13 protein-coding genes, 1 tRNA gene and 1 pseudogene are annotated in these 16,131 nt (G+C 51.2%); 4 read left to right on the forward strand and 11 right to left on the reverse strand.

The genetic code is table 11. The annotated features are described in order from the left end of the window. Positions 1-24 precede the first annotated feature (24 nt). The 4 genes from D9980_RS26100 to D9980_RS26115 all read right to left on the reverse strand — a co-directional run bounded on the left by D9980_RS26100 (position 25) and on the right by D9980_RS26115 (position 5,209). On the reverse strand, positions 25-1,329 hold the full coding sequence (locus D9980_RS26100; RefSeq protein ID WP_121608864.1) for a fimbrial protein: 1,305 nt from the start codon (positions 1,327-1,329) through the stop codon (positions 25-27). Beyond that, complete coding sequence (locus D9980_RS26105; RefSeq protein WP_162304338.1) at positions 1,298-1,933, reverse strand: fimbria/pilus periplasmic chaperone; 636 nt, start codon at positions 1,931-1,933, stop codon at positions 1,298-1,300. Before D9980_RS26105 ends, D9980_RS26100 begins: the two co-directional genes overlap by 32 nt. A gap of 123 nt (positions 1,934-2,056) precedes the next feature. Then, the gene (locus D9980_RS26110) at positions 2,057-4,564 is read right to left on the reverse strand and encodes a fimbria/pilus outer membrane usher protein (protein WP_121608866.1); all 2,508 of its coding nucleotides are present in this window, start codon (positions 4,562-4,564) and stop codon (positions 2,057-2,059) included. An 87-nt stretch (positions 4,565-4,651) separates the two neighbouring features. Next, on the reverse strand, positions 4,652-5,209 hold the full coding sequence (locus D9980_RS26115) for a fimbrial protein (RefSeq protein ID WP_162304339.1): 558 nt from the start codon (positions 5,207-5,209) through the stop codon (positions 4,652-4,654). Between the two features lie 462 nt (positions 5,210-5,671). On the opposite strand from D9980_RS26115, the gene D9980_RS26120 reads away from it, so the two are divergent. Further along, the gene (locus D9980_RS26120) at positions 5,672-6,490 is read left to right on the forward strand and encodes a hypothetical protein (RefSeq protein WP_162304340.1); all 819 of its coding nucleotides are present in this window, start codon (positions 5,672-5,674) and stop codon (positions 6,488-6,490) included. A 222-nt stretch (positions 6,491-6,712) separates the two neighbouring features. Here the strand turns inward: D9980_RS26120 and D9980_RS26125 are convergent, their stop codons facing one another. Next, positions 6,713-7,267 (reverse strand): phospholipase D family protein, encoded by a 555-nt coding sequence (locus tag D9980_RS26125; protein WP_370454279.1) that lies wholly within the window; start codon positions 7,265-7,267, stop codon positions 6,713-6,715. A 144-nt stretch (positions 7,268-7,411) separates the two neighbouring features. Between D9980_RS26125 and D9980_RS26130 the strand changes: the two genes are divergently transcribed. Together D9980_RS26130 and D9980_RS26135 are read left to right on the forward strand one after the other, a co-directional pair. After that, positions 7,412-7,484, forward strand: a tRNA-Glu gene (locus D9980_RS26130). 252 nt (positions 7,485-7,736) lie between these two features. Next, positions 7,737-8,333: a hypothetical protein gene (locus D9980_RS26135; protein WP_121608869.1), complete on the forward strand. Its 597-nt coding sequence runs from the start codon at positions 7,737-7,739 to the stop codon at positions 8,331-8,333. Positions 8,334-8,387: 54 nt separating this feature from the next. Here the strand turns inward: D9980_RS26135 and fadK are convergent, their stop codons facing one another. From fadK to D9980_RS26160, 5 genes and pseudogenes are all read right to left on the reverse strand, one after another. Beyond that, entirely contained in the window at positions 8,388-10,028 is a 1,641-nt protein-coding gene (gene fadK / locus D9980_RS26140; protein WP_121608870.1) for a medium-chain fatty-acid--CoA ligase, read from the reverse strand. A 258-nt stretch (positions 10,029-10,286) separates the two neighbouring features. Further along, positions 10,287-10,580 carry a ferredoxin family protein gene (locus tag D9980_RS26145; RefSeq protein WP_121608871.1) on the reverse strand — a complete coding sequence of 98 codons (294 nt, stop codon included), beginning with the start codon at positions 10,578-10,580 and terminating at the stop codon, positions 10,287-10,289. Then, a pseudogene (locus D9980_RS26150) lies at positions 10,577-11,865 on the reverse strand (FAD-dependent oxidoreductase). Before D9980_RS26150 ends, D9980_RS26145 begins: the two are co-directional and overlap by 4 nt. 59 nt (positions 11,866-11,924) lie before the next feature. Further along, on the reverse strand, positions 11,925-12,875 hold the full coding sequence (locus tag D9980_RS26155; protein ID WP_121608872.1) for an electron transfer flavoprotein subunit alpha: 951 nt from the start codon (positions 12,873-12,875) through the stop codon (positions 11,925-11,927). A gap of 22 nt (positions 12,876-12,897) precedes the next feature. Then, entirely contained in the window at positions 12,898-13,662 is a 765-nt protein-coding gene (locus tag D9980_RS26160) for an electron transfer flavoprotein (RefSeq protein WP_024483670.1), read from the reverse strand. 361 nt (positions 13,663-14,023) lie between these two features. Here D9980_RS26160 and D9980_RS26165 point away from each other — a divergent pair, with 361 nt between their 5' ends. After that, positions 14,024-14,908 carry an AraC family transcriptional regulator gene (locus D9980_RS26165; RefSeq protein ID WP_024483671.1) on the forward strand — a complete coding sequence of 295 codons (885 nt, stop codon included), beginning with the start codon at positions 14,024-14,026 and terminating at the stop codon, positions 14,906-14,908. A gap of 68 nt (positions 14,909-14,976) precedes the next feature. On the opposite strand, the gene D9980_RS26170 is transcribed toward D9980_RS26165, so the two are convergent. After that, positions 14,977-16,128 (reverse strand): acyl-CoA dehydrogenase, encoded by a 1,152-nt coding sequence (locus D9980_RS26170; RefSeq protein WP_024483672.1) that lies wholly within the window; start codon positions 16,126-16,128, stop codon positions 14,977-14,979. Positions 16,129-16,131 lie beyond the last annotated feature (3 nt).

A 16,131-nucleotide genomic window follows, 5' to 3' on the forward strand; every position in this document is an offset into this window, starting at 1 on the left:
TATTGCTTTCCTTACCCATAACATTCACGGCATGGCAACTTCGAAGGTCAGCACCTGGCTGTATTCACCATCCTTGATTTTTTTTAGATCCTTGGTGGTGGCGGATATTTCAGCCCGCATCCTTTTTGATTCGCTGATGCTGCTGATATCACTAATAAAGCGGGAGTATTTTTGATTGAATTTCAAGTAGGCACCTTTACCTAAATCAAACAGCTTCAGCCCGATACCCTGTGGTGCTCCTGAGCTATGGCTAATCCCCCAAAAGGTCGAGCTGATTGGGTAACCGCCTTGGGTTTTGATTTCACCAGGCAGATTATAGGCGCTGCCCATACAGGTGGTGGATTGGTCTGGTCCTTTTATCACGGTCATGGTGAAGTCCTCACTACGGACTCTGCCACGGCTGAGATCGTCAGACGAGATCGGCTGGAATGCCACCACATCAGGGGTGACAACGGTCAAGGTGCACTGCTTGATCGGTGGCTTGATTGATCCACCACCACCACCGCCGCCACCACCACCACCGCCGCCACCGCCGCCACCACCACCACCGATGCTGGTACTAAGATAGCAGTAAACCTTCATGTCAAGGCCGCAGATCATCAAGTAGGGGGTGCTGCTTACCCCCCAAGCCATTTCGTTATCCGAGCTAGCAGCTATCCACAGGGTACCGACCGAGTCTTGCAGATCGTAGAAAGGGTTAACCACAAAATCGGTTTTAAATATTTTTGGTTGTACGCGAAAATCAAACGTTAAATTCTTGGTATAGCGCGGCGTTGCGAGGGCTAAATCCCAGCAGTTCTTTTGGCATGGTGCCAAAGTGCTATCGCTCCAGGAAAACAGCTTATCGTGTTCCATGTTTTCAATATTGCTAAAGGTTTTCTGCGAGCCCGCGCCGGAGATCGTTAAGGTCAGGTTTTTCCATACGTTAGAATTGGCAGGGATGGGGATATGCAAATCACTACCCTTGGCAAACTTATAGGTGATCGTCTCTGTTTTATCGCTAAAGTTGACGCAGGTCACCCTGGTGGTTTGGCTGGCGGAGTAGGTGACGTTGGGAATTCTCCAGATGAGTTTAGTGTCACATTGCGTAATACCATTTTCGTCTTGCTGACAATTATATTTTTCAGTGTCCTTTTGGACTCTTCCCGTGATAAGGGTCGCGAGGCTTACGCTAGGAACGAGGCTAGAGCTTGGCTCAAAATCGCAGGCAATAGATGAATCAGCCCAGGTGGAGTTAACAGAGAACAACCCTAAACAGAGGCTTAGAATAAACTTGATCATAACAATAGCCTCAATATCAAGGGCGATTTTTACCGTTTTTAACCACATCGCACTGGCTTGCCGTGCAATGATAATTTATTGCGTTATAAGAGCCATAATCATTAATGTACTGTAGTTGGATGGCCTGGTTTTTTACCAGCGCGTTTGGCACAGTGACTTCACTCAGCGGCTTAAGCGTTATAGCCTCATCCGACAGTGATAGCGGTTTGTTCGCTACGCTGAGGGTCGGGATAACGATATAAAAAGGCGTAGGATTGACGATCTTCACGCCATTATTGACGGGGGTAAGCACTAACTTCTCTTGCCAAACCTCCGTGGCCATTTTTTTCAGGCTCGCAGGGCGGTAGAAGACCTTTATTTTAATCCGTAAAGCTAACTGCACGGCGTTGGTCTTATCAGATTTTGGTGGGATCTCCTGCAGGTTATAGAAGAACAGTGACTCTCTATCCTGAGGTAATTGAGCCGCAGCCGGCAACGGGGTAATGTTTACCTGCACCGTAGTGTCTTGTTCCAGCCGTTGTAACGGTGGCAGCACGGTAAGGGGGGAGTTTATTTTTTCCTCATTTTCATTTTCTAGCCAGCTTTGTGCCAGATAAGGTAATTTTTTACTGTGGTTAATAATATTAACCTGTGCCGATTTTTCATCCCCCATAATAATTACGCGGGTTCTATCAATAGAGATCGCCGCGTTGGCTTGGGAAACGCTCAAACCTGCCAGCGTCAGAATAAAAAATAGCTTGGTAGCCTGTGGGAACATGGGAATATCCTTGTGAGATTATTGGGTTTTACATACCGTAGAGGAGCTGAAAGACAGCGACACATTCTGGCCCTGCAGGCTGAAGAAACAGTGTCGGCCTGCCGCATCCATCGCTTTCAGGGTGGACTCATTGCTGACTCCGGAAATATAGACCTCGCCATTTTCACCCACCATGCCAACGCTTCTCTTCTCGGCAGCGTCTTCAACGGTGGTGCCAAACGGGATCGGCTGGCCCTGGGGGTCGGTTAACCGAATAAATGCTTTGATCCCCCGGTAAACATTCAGTCTGCGATAGCCAATCGCCCCTTTGGTTAGCACCGTTTGGATGTTAGCGACTGAACCATCAACATCATCGGGGAGCCGTTTAGCATCAACCGAGTAATCGGTACGGAAATATTCCGGGACGTCATTGATGATGGCCAAGCCTTGAGCGTTGGTTGGCTCGTTGCGGTCACCGTTGCCAACATAAACACCGGCAATACCCTTGGTGTCGAGCAGCAATCTTGAGTTTCCGGAGTAGCCGTCACGGTGCATAACGGCGCCATGAGCGGTAGCCGTGAAGCCGGACTTGATGCTGCCGCCCAGATAGTAATCGTCGTCACTCATCGATGCGTTTAAGGTGGTGGCAACCTTGGCCATTTTTTGCGAAGAGTTGGCATTGATCTTACCTTGCCGCAAGCCGTCATAGGCGCTGGCGCCAACGGACCAGATATTATTGGGGTCAACATTATTGGTATAGGACAGGCTAGGTAATAATTTACCGTTGTTGGTACGCATAGCGGTATTCATATAGCTTTGGTCACCTAATGGAATATTAAAGCTCAGGTAGATCGAGTTGTTGTTTTTCTGGCTCTGTGAATAAAAACTTTTCTTATACTCGGTTCGGTTTACCGAGAGATAGGTATTGATGTTTTTCATGCCGGCGAAGTCAAAGGATTTTGACACGCTTAACCCGTAGGTATTACTGTCGGAAGCGTCCTGCCAGTAAGTTTGCTTGCTATAAATGGCGTTCAGTGAAAAACCGAGATCTGTAAAGTTCTTGCTGGCGACGATATTGTAACTTTCCTTGCTGGTGCTGACATAATTCGGACTGTTTTTCAGCGTGATAAAATCATTGAGCGTCAGGAAGTTTTCCTCTGAGAAACGGTAGCCCGCAAAGGTAATTTGGCTATCAATGCTGTCGAACATTTTCGAGTAGTTGATACGGTAGCTTTGGCCCCGCGGGCGGGAGTTTGCCAGCTGTGCATCGGTGTGGGTTACGTCAAAGGATAGGGCACCTAGCACGCTCATATCGTAACCAATCCCCCCGTTGATGGCGTAGTACTGTTTATCGGTAAGGATAAAGCCGCCAAACAGTGACGTTCCGGAAAGGATGCCGAGCGAGGCTTCACCGGTGGCGAGATACGGGTTGAAACCGCCACTGTTTTCATTGGATTGCCCCAGCATGACTTTATATCTGACATGACCGGAACGCGTCAGGAAAGGGACGTTGGAGGTTTGAATGGTTGAGGTTCTCTCCTCACCATTTTCCTCGCGGATGGTCATTTTTAACTCGCCAGAAGTCATGTCGGTGAGATCGTTGATGATAAAGTTACCGGGCGGCACCATCCTTTCATAGATAACGTTATTATCACCGCGGGTGATGATGATTTTGGCGTTGCTGTTGGCAACCCCTTCTATGACCGGCGCATAGCCACGCAATGCCGGTGGCAGCATGCGGTCGTCACTGGCCATGGCAACCCCGGTATAGTCAATGGCGTCGAAAACATCGGATGAAAGGTAGTTTCTGCCGATAGTTAAATGGGCACCGGCATTATTGAGTGAGCGCGCCAGGTAAACCGTTGGCGTGCTGAAGCGGGATTGTTTTTCGCCCTGTCTGCTTTTATATAAAAATGCCTGATGACTACTTCTTAGACGCCAGGAACCGTAGTTCACACCGGCAGTCCCGTAGCCAGATAATGACAGGTAGTTTGAACCCTGCTTATTCTGATAGACGTTGCCACTGGCGTTATAATCAAGCAGGATACCGGGAATGCCTTCATCCCATTGTGCCGGTGGTGTCCAGTTGGGATCGTTATACTTTAAAGCGGCTTGCGGGATCGTCAACAGCAGTTCGCTCTTTTTTCGATCGATTCTCAGCGTGCTGCCTGCATAATCCTGGACGATAATGCAGGCGCTATCCCTTGGTGCGTGGCGTTCCAACATTCCCTGCAATGCACTACTTTTTAAATCAAATTTCTGCAACAGTTCCGGGGTAAAGCAAACCTTGCTATCACCTTCGACATCGACTATCTGGAACTGAAGGGTGTCGAGAGTTCTATTATTCAACTTTAACAAAAGGAGGTAGTTTCCCGCCGGAATATAATCAGGGCGTGAAAAATTACTCAGACTGACACTCTGTTTATCGAGAACGTCCAATGCCCTGGTTTCAAACTCAATATCATTGTTTTTTGCCTGGGCTGAATGCGCAACAATAATAAAAAACAATAGGGTTGAAGCGGGTGAGTAATTTTTCTTATTGTTCATAATAATAGTTTCTGAACGCTAGTAAGTAGCAGGTTTGGCCAGGCCATACCTGCTAGGTGATAATTACCGCTAATGCACTTGGGGGTTTTAGAGGTAGGTCAGAGAGAAGCTGGTTAATGCGTCATAGTGACCGGCAACTACCGCTTCCCCTTCCAAGGCAACTACCTGAGCGGAGAATTGCAGGGTGTTGTCTCCGGTGCGCAGGCTATAAGGCTCAGATTTTGTCGCAATTTTAACCTGTTTGTTAGCTGCATCTATCAGGCGGATGGCCAGACCCTTGGCATCACCGGTGACCCCCAGGAAACCATTGGCACCACCGACAGACATGCCATCGAAACGGACGTTGACTTTGGTTTCGGCGGCAGCCTTAGGATCAAACGTGCAGCCGATAAGCTTGATTTTAAATTCGATAGGGGTGCTGTAACCGATAGTGTTCAACTGGGCGTCAGAAACCTGTCCCAAGCTGATTGATTGGTTGTCTCCATCAATACCTGGAGCTAAACCGCAAGGGGCTTTTAACACCGAGCCTTTGAACAGGATCTGGCCATTGCCTTGGGAACCAGGGGGAACCTCAGCCAGAACGGTACCGCTCAGTGCTAAAGAGGCTAATACGGTAGCGCTTAGCAGGGTTTTCTTGATAGTCATTTTTAATCTCCATATATACATGCAGTCTTTGGTATAAATCGGCTATACCTTTCCTTGAGGTTGCTTATATAAAAGGCCTCACGCATAACGCCTTATCTTGTTGCCAGGTGTGAGGCCTCTTAAAAACCATAAATCATTAGCAATAGGTGTCCTTTTTAGCAGGCCTTTCCTTGGGGGGATGAGACTCTCACAGTACCCTGGATGAGTCACTGTCCATTTTTGTTATTAATTTTTGGTGTTTATAATAATTATAATTAAGTTTGTTTATAATTAATTTTAGTTAAGGTGTTTTGATTATTAAGTTGTTTAAATTCAATTGCTTAAATTATTATCCACCTACTTGATAAATCGGGGGTATAACCATTGACATTAGTCTTGCTTAACACTAGTCTGTTTTTTTGTTTTGATTTATTGCTTATTTGTTGTCGATAAATAAACTGAGATGGAGCTAGTGGCGTGGTAGTGTCAATAATCAATGGCAGGAGGCGTAAGATTGGTCTAAATGAGGGTTTGGATGCGGCGGTAGTGACTTATTATAATGCGATTAAGCCAATTTACCTGTCTAACCCTCTTCATTTTAAGATAATATTTAAAGCTAATCGGGCTATTATTTTGTCGGCCATTTTAGGTGGCTATTACAGCTTAGATAATCCTTCTTTCAAAGAAGTTAAAAAGCTCTGTATTAACAATGAGTTGTTAAGTAGTAATGCCTTGGATTCGTTTATCTCTTTCTTGCAGGTAGGAGGGCGCTTGGCGATCAGGCGTGATGAACAGGATAAACGCAAATTAACCTACCAACCGACAGCCAAAGGGGTAAATGAGGTTCGTGAGTTGATTGATAGCCTGCTGCTGGCTTACGCGATGATCTACCCTGAGTTCGCTCTTACACCTAGGGTTGATCACGATGATTTCATGGCGGATTTTTTCAAAAATTATACACAGGTCATAGGGAAAGAACTGTTTGTGTATGACGCGGTGCCAGATAGCCGCGTATTTTTGACCAAGGATGGGGGACACATGATGATGTTTCACCTGTATATCGAAAGTCTCAGGCAAGAAACGTTAACGGTGCAATACAACTATTTAAAAGCATCAACGGAGTTTTCGGTATCCCGCTCACATATCAAGCGATGTTTTCAGGCCGCCGAGCGGTTGGATTTATTGAACTTGAGGCAAGATGGCAAGACCATCGAGCTTAAACCCCGTTTTATCGATATGGTCAGAGAGGCCTTCTGTTTTTACCTGGCGACCGTGGAGTATGGCGTTTTTGGGGTGCGTTAACCGAGTAGTCCAACACCACACCAGGCATTGTCGTGGCGCTGTACACTTCGCCCGTCTTAACCCAATGGGTAGGGGCCTTACATAGTCGGCTGTAGGGGCGCAGCATGCGATGCTGCTCCCGCTTTGATTCAGAGCACACATCTTCACCAAGACGCTGAATAATATCCTGACGTAACAGGAATTTTTGTATCTTGCCCGAAGTGGCCACGCTTGCAGATGAACTTATTGTGGCAGTTTCGTGGCTTCAAGCCTCACTTTGTAAGGCAGGCCCAAATCCCAGCGGCTTTGCCAGTGTGCGATGAACTGCCTGGTAACGTCGGGCATATGGCGCAGTACCACCACGTTTTCGCTATTTTGTGTTTCAGCTGAGGGAGCATAGTTAAACGAGCCGGTTTCCACCGTCTTGCCATCGACAATCATCGTCTTATCGTGCTGAATATGATAATGCCCATCAATGCGCATCTGTATGCCGTGAGTTGCTGCGTAGTTAATCGCGGTTTGGCTGGTTTTGCCCTGATTCCGGCGTTTATCGACTACCACGCGCACCTCCACTCCCCGATTGTGCGCCGCTACCAGCGCCTGGGTGATATCTGGTGCCTGAAAAGAATAACCTATCATTTGGATGGACTGATGTGCATGGCTGATAATGTTCAGCACCAACGCCCGCGCCGAGCCTTCGGGCGAAAACCCTACCTGCACGTTAGGGGCCGCATTGACAGCGGTGGGCAAGGCGATGACAGTGATCAGCGCTAGCCGATTTATCCGGTATTTAAACAATTTTGTGCTCCACGGTGAACGCGGTAGGAATAACAAAGCTGGCCAGGTTCGGTGAGTTTAACTTGGTCGCAGGGGGTATTTCACGACTAAACTGGTTGATCAATTGACCTCTATCAAAATAGTCAACAGTATGTCATTTGGATGTCTGGTATAGCTCAGTGGTAGAGCAGTCGGCTCTCCATCCGACTGGACACAGGTTCGAGCCCTGTTGCCAGAGCCTTTCATTTCTCCTGTTGAAATCTATCAATTTTATTTGTTATTTCAGGGCTTGCGGCCACGGATCGTGACAGCATTTTTGCTGTGCCTTTGCCCGAGGCATAAGTTTTGACTATCCTAACTGTGGTACGATTAGCGTGGTGATTCAATGCCATGTGGTTTAAATGCATGACTTCTTTTGCTAGTGATGAATGACTAGTAGGGAAATGCATTTCCGTTTGATTGACCATTGATAAATAAGGATAGTTGTATAATGAAAGTTATCCGCTCGTTGATTAAAGCCACCACCGCACTTTCCCTCCTGGCCATCAGTATCACTTCAGCCTATGCAGACGTTATCCCTCTGGCCGGAGAGGTCCAAACCGATCAGTTCGCTGCGAAAGTGGTTTCAGTCGACCAACAAAACCGTGTGGTGGTTTTGGCTGGGGCAGAAGGGCATAACGTCAGTTTTAAACTGACCGATCAGGCAAAGGATTTAACCCATTTAAAGGCGGGGGATACGATCCAAGCCACGATAGTGCGCTCGCGCATCGTTAAACTTGATACCGATCTGAATAAGGCTGCACCGGCGATCACCAGCCTTTATGAAGAAAGCAATGCCACCAAGAACAATCCAAATCCTAACGTCAATGCCGTGCATCAGGTCAATCTGACCTTGAAAATCACGCATATTGATGTGAAAAAGCACGAGATCACCTTTGAAGGGCCAGCGGGGCGTCAGAAGGTCGTTTCTGTTGAAGATCCTGCTATCCAGGCGCGCCTGAAAGATCTGAAAGTGAATCAGAGCGTCGTAGTGACCTATACTGATTTTCTTGATATACGTGCCGATCACACAAAGAAGTCAGATTGATAAAGCCATAACCGGCTTCCTACCTTGGGGCGCAGCATACTGCGCCCACATAGATCAGCAATGAGCGACCTGTTCACCAAGACGCTGGATAATATCCTGACGTAGCAGGAACTTTTGTATCTTACCCGAGGCGTTACGCGGCAGGTTGTCCACCACCACCAGATGTTCCGGGTATTTGTATTTGGCGACCCGTTTGCGGCCAAAGAACGTGATGACCTCCTCCAGGGTGAGCGAACCGTAAGCGGCCTTTAGCACCACGTAGGCGCAGGATCTCTCCCCTAATCGTTCATCCGGCATGGCGACAATCGCGGCATCATGGATACGCGGATGCTGCATCAGAATATCCTCCACTTCGCGGCTGCTGATATTCTCCCCGCCGCGCACGATAATATCCTTCTTGCGGCCGGTGATTTTAATGTAGCCGTCAGCATCCATGCGGCACAGGTCACCGCTGTAGTACCAGCCATCCTCATCCAGCGCGCGGGCAGTCAGCTCGGGTTCATCCAGATACCCCATAAATACGTTGGGGCCACGCGAGGCCTCTTCGCCTTCTTCGCCGTTGGGGAGTGGGTTGCGCTCTTTATCCACCACTTTGATTTCTACCCCAGGTGCGGCAAAACCGTCGGTGTTGAGCACGCGGGAAAGGGGATCGTCCAGGTTGACCACCGAGTGGGGCGAACTTTCCGTCGAGCCGTAGACGCTGAGCAGTTTAATGCCCATTTGCAGGCAGTCCTGGGTAATTTTTTTCGGGATGGTGGTACCGCCGCACAGGAAGAAGCGCAGCGATGAGATGTCATGTGGCTGCTGTTGCAGGGTGCATAACAGGTCATAGACAAAAGGCGTCGCTCCGAGCACGCAAGTACAGCGCTCTTGTTGCAGCAGGGCAAGGCAATCGAGTGGATTAAAGATATCCAGCAGGACGCTGCGTGCGCCAATCAGAAAGGGGGCCGTCACGCCGTGTAAGAAACCGGTCGCATGCCCCAGCGGTGCGGGCATCAGGAAGGTATCCAGCCAGGTGAGATTGAGCCGCGCGCAGTAGGCACGCTCGCTGGCCAGAATATTATTGTGCGTCAGCATCACGCCTTTGGGTTTGCCTTCGGTGCCAGAGGTGAACAGCACCGCGGCCAGTTCATCGCCATGCACGCTGATCGGTGTGGTCAGTGGCGGAGTATCCCGCAGCAACTGGCTAAGTGCAGGTGTTGCGGTTGCGGGGGAAAGCTTGTCGACGGCAACGACCTCTAGCAGATCGGGAAGCTGATCCCGCAGCGGCAGGATGAGGTCAATTGGCCGGGTGTTTCTGAACGAGGTTGGCGCGAACAGCACCTTGGCCTGGCATTTGTTCAGCACCCAGACCAGCTCGGCCTCTCGCCAGGAGGGGAGCAGGGGAACGGAAACCGCCCCCGTTTTCAGGCAGGCCAGGTAGATCACGGTAAACTCACACCAGCCGGGAAGCTGAAATGCGACGCGGTCACCCGGTTGAATACCGCAGGAGATCAGCCATGTTGCCAAGCTACTTGCCGCGCGGTCGAGGGCGGCATAAGTGTAGGAAGTCCCCCGATTGTCGATCACGGCAATTTTTTCCGGCATGGCCTGCAGGGTTTGATGCCAGTAATCGGCAAGCGAGGCGTCGCCCCAAAAACCCTGTTGCCGGTATTTGGCCCGGCGTTCGGGATTGAGTTTTATCGTGACACTCATTGTTTATCTCTATTCATTATTTCTGGGGGGATGTTGAACTGTTCTGGTCCGGTAAACATTGCCCCTCACCCTAACCCTCTCCCACAGGGAGAGGGGACCGATCGAGCGTGTTTGAAATTGTAGTGACTCACCTTTGATGAGTGACGAGCGGTTTGCTGAGATGGTCTCTTTACTGCCAAAAGTGCAAGGGCTATCAGCTCCCTCTCCCTACGGGAGAGGGTTGGGGTGAGGGGCTGGCACGCTCTTTCAGGCAGACGCTCACCCGTAGCGAAACTCGACGCCAAACGTCCCCAAAGGATATTCCCACTGCTTAAGAATGGTGTCGCCGCACAGCACGCGGCAGGTGCCGCACTCCAGACAACCGGCAGAATCGAAATGGATATTGCCTGCGCTGTCTTGCTTATACAGCCCGGCAGGGCAGGCCAGCATCAGCTTACGGAACTCGTCCATATTGGGGTTATCCACCAGAATGATGTGCGGGTGGCCCTCATTAACATGGAACTTGTTGATGCCCAGCTTGACGTCTACGTTGACCGGATTTTCGTTGCTCATAGCGCTGTCGCCCCCTTGATGCCGTCTTTTAATAAATTCATCAGCCCAATCTGTTTCACCCTTTTCATCAGAGCCTTACGCACGGGCTGGGTAGGGCTGCCATCGATGGTGAACATATCCCCATGATGTCCGCGACCATGCGCGGATACTGCGTAAACAGGCGCGGGTTTTCCATCAGCGCAGGGATTTTGCGGAAGTGGTGCACCTCATGCATCACACAGTTTTGCTCCAAGGCGTGCTTATATTCCCCCAGGCTGCTGGCGGAAAAGTTCTGCCGCTGCTTGGCCGCAATGGCCGTATTGGCAGCCGCCTGGGCCGATGCAATGGCCAGATCCATGCCGCGTATGGTAAAGCCCAGGTTCAGGCAGAATCCTGCCGCATCGCCGACGATCATTACGCCGCCGTCAGCCAGCGTGGGTATCATCGCCTTGCCACCTTCCGGAACCAGGTGAGCACCGTACTCCAGCAGCTTTCCACCCTGGATCAGCGGGCGAATGGATGGGTGCTGCTTAAAGTCCTCCAGCATCTGGGGCACGCTTTTCCCCGCGTGGCCAATCTCTCCCAGGCCGCATACCAGCCCTAGAGAGATGGAGTCCCGGTTGGTATAGAGAAATCCGCCCCCCATCAGGCCGTTGGACGGAGAACCGGCAAACAGCCAGGCGGCCCCGTCATTGCCAGAGAGGTTAAAGCGATCTTCGATCACCGAGGGGGATAAACCGATAAGCTCTTTGACGCCTACGGCATAGTGATGTGGCGAAGAAGGGGGCAACAGGTTAATCGAGCGGCCGAGCATGGAATTCACGCCGTCAGCCAGGATCACTATGTCAGCCTTCAGGATATCGTCGCCCGCCTGCACGCCGGTAACCTGATTACCTTCCCGTATCAGCGCGTCGACGCGGACGCCCGAGATAAACTGTGCTCCGGCCTGTTCGGCTTTTTCCATCAGCCAGGGATCGAAGCGGTTGCGCAGCACGGTATAAGACGCCTGAGCGGCAATGTCCGGTTTTTCGCTGTGAAAATCGAGCGTGACGGCGCTTTCCTCCGTCATGAAAGAGATCTTCTCGCGGGTGACCTTGCGCTCTACCGGCGCTTCTTCCGCGAATCCCGGCATGATGCGTTCCAGGCTATGGGCATACAGGCGGCCCCCGGTCATATTCTTACTGCCAGCGCTGTTGCCGCGTTCAATGACCAGCACATCCAGCCCGGCCTGCGCCATCACGTAGCTGGCTACGGCACCTGCGACGCCAGCACCGACCACGATGGCATCAAATTTATCATCCGACATGCTTATGCTCCCTATCCCGCCGCGGGTATGCGGCGGGATGCGTGCGGTGTATCAAAGGGTTAACGACCTAATTGGTCGATCAGGGCAGGGACCACTTTGTAAATGTCGCCCACCAGGCCGTAATCGGCATAGTTGAAGATCGGGGCGTTTTTGTCTTTATTCACCGCGACAATGATCTTGGCACCGTTGCCGCCGACCATATGCTGGATTTGCCCGGAAATGCCCAACATCAGGTAGAGATCGGATTTCAACTGCACGCCAGACACCCCGATATAGCGCTCGCGTTCCATCCAGTTTTCACCCTCGGCGATAGGACGAGAACAGCCAACTTCCGCTCCCAACAAGGCTGCCAGCTCATGGACCATTTTCAGGTCGTCCTGTGCTGCTAGCCCACGTCCGACACCAACCACGCGTTTGGCCTTGCTGAGATCGACGCTGCTCAGCGCTTTGGCACGGCGCTCTTTGCAGAGGATTTCCTGGCGTGGGGCAACATAGCTGAGCTGAGTGACCAGGCAGTCATGCGCCGGGTCGGTAGCGGCAGGCTCCATCACGCCGGGAGCCAAGGTGATGATGGCGGTGGTGGTATTGATTTTTTCCTTACCGAAGGCCAATCCGCCGTACATACGGTGTTCGGCGATGAAATCAGCCCCGTCGACGTGTACGGCGGTTACATCGTTCACTACCGCTGCGTTAAGTAACACCCCCAGGCGGGCGGTGAGTGCTTTACCGCGTTTGGTGGCTGCCATCAGCACCAGGGCCGGAGTCTGTTCGCCGTTGACCTCTTTCAGGATATCCGCCAGGGTCTCAGCATAATTTTCAATGCGCTGCAGTGCGGAGGTTTTCTCCAGCACGTAGATGCCGTCTGCACCCAGAGACTTGAGCCTGGCAACCTGTTCGCTGTCCTGCACGATGGCATAAACATGCTCGCCCCACTGGCGTGCGCCTGCCATCAGTTCGCCGTAGCGCTCAACGTTGTCGCTGAACACCCATACGTTTGTCAGTTTACTCATGATGATTTTCTCCAGTCGTGGGTTAGTTCAGCGCTTTTTTCAGATGGTCCGCCAGCTCGGCAATGGCTTCCGGCGAGTCGTTTTCCAGAATGATGCGTTGGCGCTGTTTCTGTGGCGGTACGGTGATCTCGACCAGCTCGGCCAAAGGCGGCGTCTGGCTCCAGGCAATGTCATTGGCTTGCCACTGATTGACCGGCTTTTTCCCGGCGCCGAGGATCGCCTTCATCGTCGGAATACGAGGAACGTTAATGTCTGAGGTTACGCAGATCACCGCTGGAAGTGGCAGTTCAAGCACTTCCACCTCTTCTTCTAGCGTGCGCTCAACCAGCACACGGTCACCGGCAAACTGGATCTGGCTAACGGCATTAACGGTAGGGAGCTGCAAGATCTCCCCAACCAACAGGCCCACCTGCTGGGCGTATAAATCCCCGGAACCTTCACCAAACAGCATCAGATCAAAGCCGATTTTGTCTGCGGCGGCGGCTAGCGCGTGTGCGGTATCCATCGGCAGCGCGTTTTCCAGTTGCGCATCCTGCACCAGATAAAGCTCATGAGGGCCGCGCGACAGCACGTCCTTACGCACCTTGGAGTTTTGCAGCAGCGAGCCGCCCACGCAGAGCGCGGTAATCTGATCGTTCTCGGTTGCCAACTGGGTGGCTGCCTCGATCGCATTCAAATCGAACTGACTGATTTTGGCTTCGGCGTGATCGAAATCGAGCGTACGTTGTGCGGTAACCACAATATCTTGCTCTTCGGGGACCAGCTTAAAGCAGGTTATTATTTTCATGATATCTCCTGTGGGTCGCTCGCTGGCGGCAGAGAGCGTTCTATCAGCGGAAAGGACAAAAAGCATGACAATATATTGCGAGTGCGCAGGGGGATTTACGACTGGATAATCTGTTTTTGTTGCTAACAATCTTGCAAAAAAACGGCTAATAACGGATGGATTGCCGTGCGGGAAAGTGGTTTGCCAGTGAGCAAGGTAAGCTGGCGGCGCGATCGTAGAGATTTTATTTTCGTGCCATCTTGCATGCGGGGCAAACTATCTTGTTTTAGTCGTCTGGGCTCATATTGTATATTGTTTTCTGTCGCTCTATTTTAGCCACTGATCATTTTGCCAAAGCCAACTGTATTGTGTGGAGGTTGCCATGTTTCAGCGCTGTTTCGATAATAAAAAAGAAGCCCTTTTTGCGCAGGGGATGACGCCAAAACTCTCGCGGTTCGTCATCAGTGACGATCCCAACTGGGAGTCTGGGCATCATGTGCATAATGATGAGAGCGAGCTGATTTACGTTAAGCAGGGGGTGGCCAGGCTGGTCATCGACTCCTCTTACTACGTGGCACACGCTGGTGATATCGTGGTTATTGAGCCTGGCCGGCTGCACGCGGTGGCATCGGACAGCGCCTCCCCGGCCACCACCTATACCTGCGCTGTCTATGGTTTCAAATTTCAGGGCTGGGAAGAAAATCAGATTTTACAGCCTCACTCCTGCCCGGTAGTTTCCGTTGGGCAAGGGGGGGAGGTGATAAAAACGATCCTTCATGAACTTGGCGTCAGGTTACCCCAGCAGAAAAACGAGTTAACCTCATCGATTTATGATGCTTATGGTTATGCCCTCACCGCGCTGTTTTATGAGAACTTTAAAAACGCTTACCGTTCAGAGTTGGGATACATTAAAAAAGATGTGTTGGTGAAGGATGTGCTGGTTTATTTGAATAATAATTATCGTGAAAAGATCACTCTCGAACAGCTAGCTAAAAAGTTCCGCGCCAGCGTCAGCTATATTTGCCATGAGTTTGCTCGCGAGTATCATATATCGCCGATTAACTACGTTATTCAACGCCGGATCACCGAGGCCAAGTTTACGCTGACTAATACCGATAACAGCCTTAATGAGATCGCCTGGCGGGTCGGGTACGAAAACGTCGATCATTTTGCCAAATTATTTATGCGCCATGTCGGATGTTCCCCAAGTGATTATCGTAAACAGTTCAATAATAACTTGGCGGAACCGGTGTGTTTACCGGGTTGAATCTGCTGGTGGCTTATTGATAACTCGCCAGGAGGTTGGCTTTGGCTACCTCCTGGCGTTTTAGTGCCTTATTTGCTCTGGTAGTCTTTCAGGATCTGGCGGCCAGCAATGTAAATCATGATTTCATCGGTGCCACCGCCAATCCTTTCGCAGCGCACGTCACGCCAGAAGCGGGAAACGCGAGCCTCATCCGTATAGCCCAGCCCGCCCATGATCTGGATGGCATCATCAATGACTTCCATCGCCGTACGGGCGCAGTGGAGCTTACACAGCGCGGCGCTAGTGCGCAGTGACTGCTTCTGATCCGCCTGCCAGGCGACCTTCATCACCATATTGCGCATGTTGTCGACCTTGATCGCCATCAGCGCCAGCTTTTCCTGGATCATCTGGTTATGGCCGATCGGCTTGCCGAAGGCGATACGCTGGTTGGCGTAACGGGCGGCATCTTCAAACGCGCACTCGGCGAAGCCGGCGCTGCGTGCGGCGTTGATCAGGCGTTCCATTTCAAAGTTGTACATCACATTGAGGAAGCCCATGCCTTCTTCACCGACCATATCGCTCTCATCCACCTCAACGTTATCGAGGTAAACTTCGCAGGTGCTCAGCATGTGCCAGCCGATCTTGTGCAGCGGATTGACCTTAATGCCCGGCTTATTGGATTCCATCCACCACAGGGTGAAGGCCTTTTTCGGATCTTTGGGCTCGGGATCGCGCGCCAGTACCAGCATATACGGGTATTCTTTCGCACCGGTGATAAAGGTTTTTTGCCCGTTCAGATACACCTTGCCGTTTTTACGGGTGTAGGTGGTGGTCGCGGCGCTATTGTCCGAGCCTGCGCCTGGTTCGGTCAGGGCCAGCGCATAGGCCGGATCGCCGGTGGCCAGCGTACTTTCTGCCGTCTTGCGCAGCTGTTCGGCTGAGCCGAAACGACGCATGCTGTGAATACACTGGCCGTTGGTGATCAGGAACGCCGGTGCGCCACATTTGGAGACTTCCATCAGCGCCAGCATCTGGGTGACATAGTCCGCCGGAATGCCGCCGAACTCTTCCGGCACACCTAACAGGGAAATACCGCTATCGGCGAGCGCGCGCATAAACTCGGTAGGGTAGGTTGAGGTCTGATCGCAGGTGCGGAAATACTCTTCCGAAAAGTTATTGCCGATCAGTTCCCGAATACTGGCAAGCAGCAGTTCCTGCTCTTCAGTTAAAGAAAAGTCCATAGC

The sequence above is a fragment of the Serratia sp. 3ACOL1 genome, from assembly GCF_003668775.1.
GTDB lineage: Bacteria > Pseudomonadota > Gammaproteobacteria > Enterobacterales > Enterobacteriaceae > Chania > Chania fonticola.

What these genes read in the sequence shown, in the direction of transcription:
- D9980_RS26100 (WP_121608864.1), bottom strand. Translation starts at nt 1,329, where the DNA reads ATGTGGTTAAAAACGGTAAAAATCGCCCTTGATATTGAGGCTATTGTT.
- D9980_RS26105 (WP_162304338.1), bottom strand. Translation starts at nt 1,933, where the DNA reads ATGGGGGATGAAAAATCGGCACAGGTTAATATTATTAACCACAGTAAA.
- D9980_RS26110 (WP_121608866.1), bottom strand. Translation starts at nt 4,564, where the DNA reads ATGAACAATAAGAAAAATTACTCACCCGCTTCAACCCTATTGTTTTTT.
- D9980_RS26115 (WP_162304339.1), bottom strand. Translation starts at nt 5,209, where the DNA reads ATGACTATCAAGAAAACCCTGCTAAGCGCTACCGTATTAGCCTCTTTA.
- D9980_RS26135 (WP_121608869.1), top strand. Translation starts at nt 7,737, where the DNA reads ATGAAAGTTATCCGCTCGTTGATTAAAGCCACCACCGCACTTTCCCTC.
- fadK (WP_121608870.1), bottom strand. Translation starts at nt 10,028, where the DNA reads ATGAGTGTCACGATAAAACTCAATCCCGAACGCCGGGCCAAATACCGG.
- D9980_RS26145 (WP_121608871.1), bottom strand. Translation starts at nt 10,580, where the DNA reads ATGAGCAACGAAAATCCGGTCAACGTAGACGTCAAGCTGGGCATCAAC.
- D9980_RS26155 (WP_121608872.1), bottom strand. Translation starts at nt 12,875, where the DNA reads ATGAGTAAACTGACAAACGTATGGGTGTTCAGCGACAACGTTGAGCGC.
- D9980_RS26160 (WP_024483670.1), bottom strand. Translation starts at nt 13,662, where the DNA reads ATGAAAATAATAACCTGCTTTAAGCTGGTCCCCGAAGAGCAAGATATT.
- D9980_RS26165 (WP_024483671.1), top strand. Translation starts at nt 14,024, where the DNA reads ATGTTTCAGCGCTGTTTCGATAATAAAAAAGAAGCCCTTTTTGCGCAG.
- D9980_RS26170 (WP_024483672.1), bottom strand. Translation starts at nt 16,128, where the DNA reads ATGGACTTTTCTTTAACTGAAGAGCAGGAACTGCTGCTTGCCAGTATT.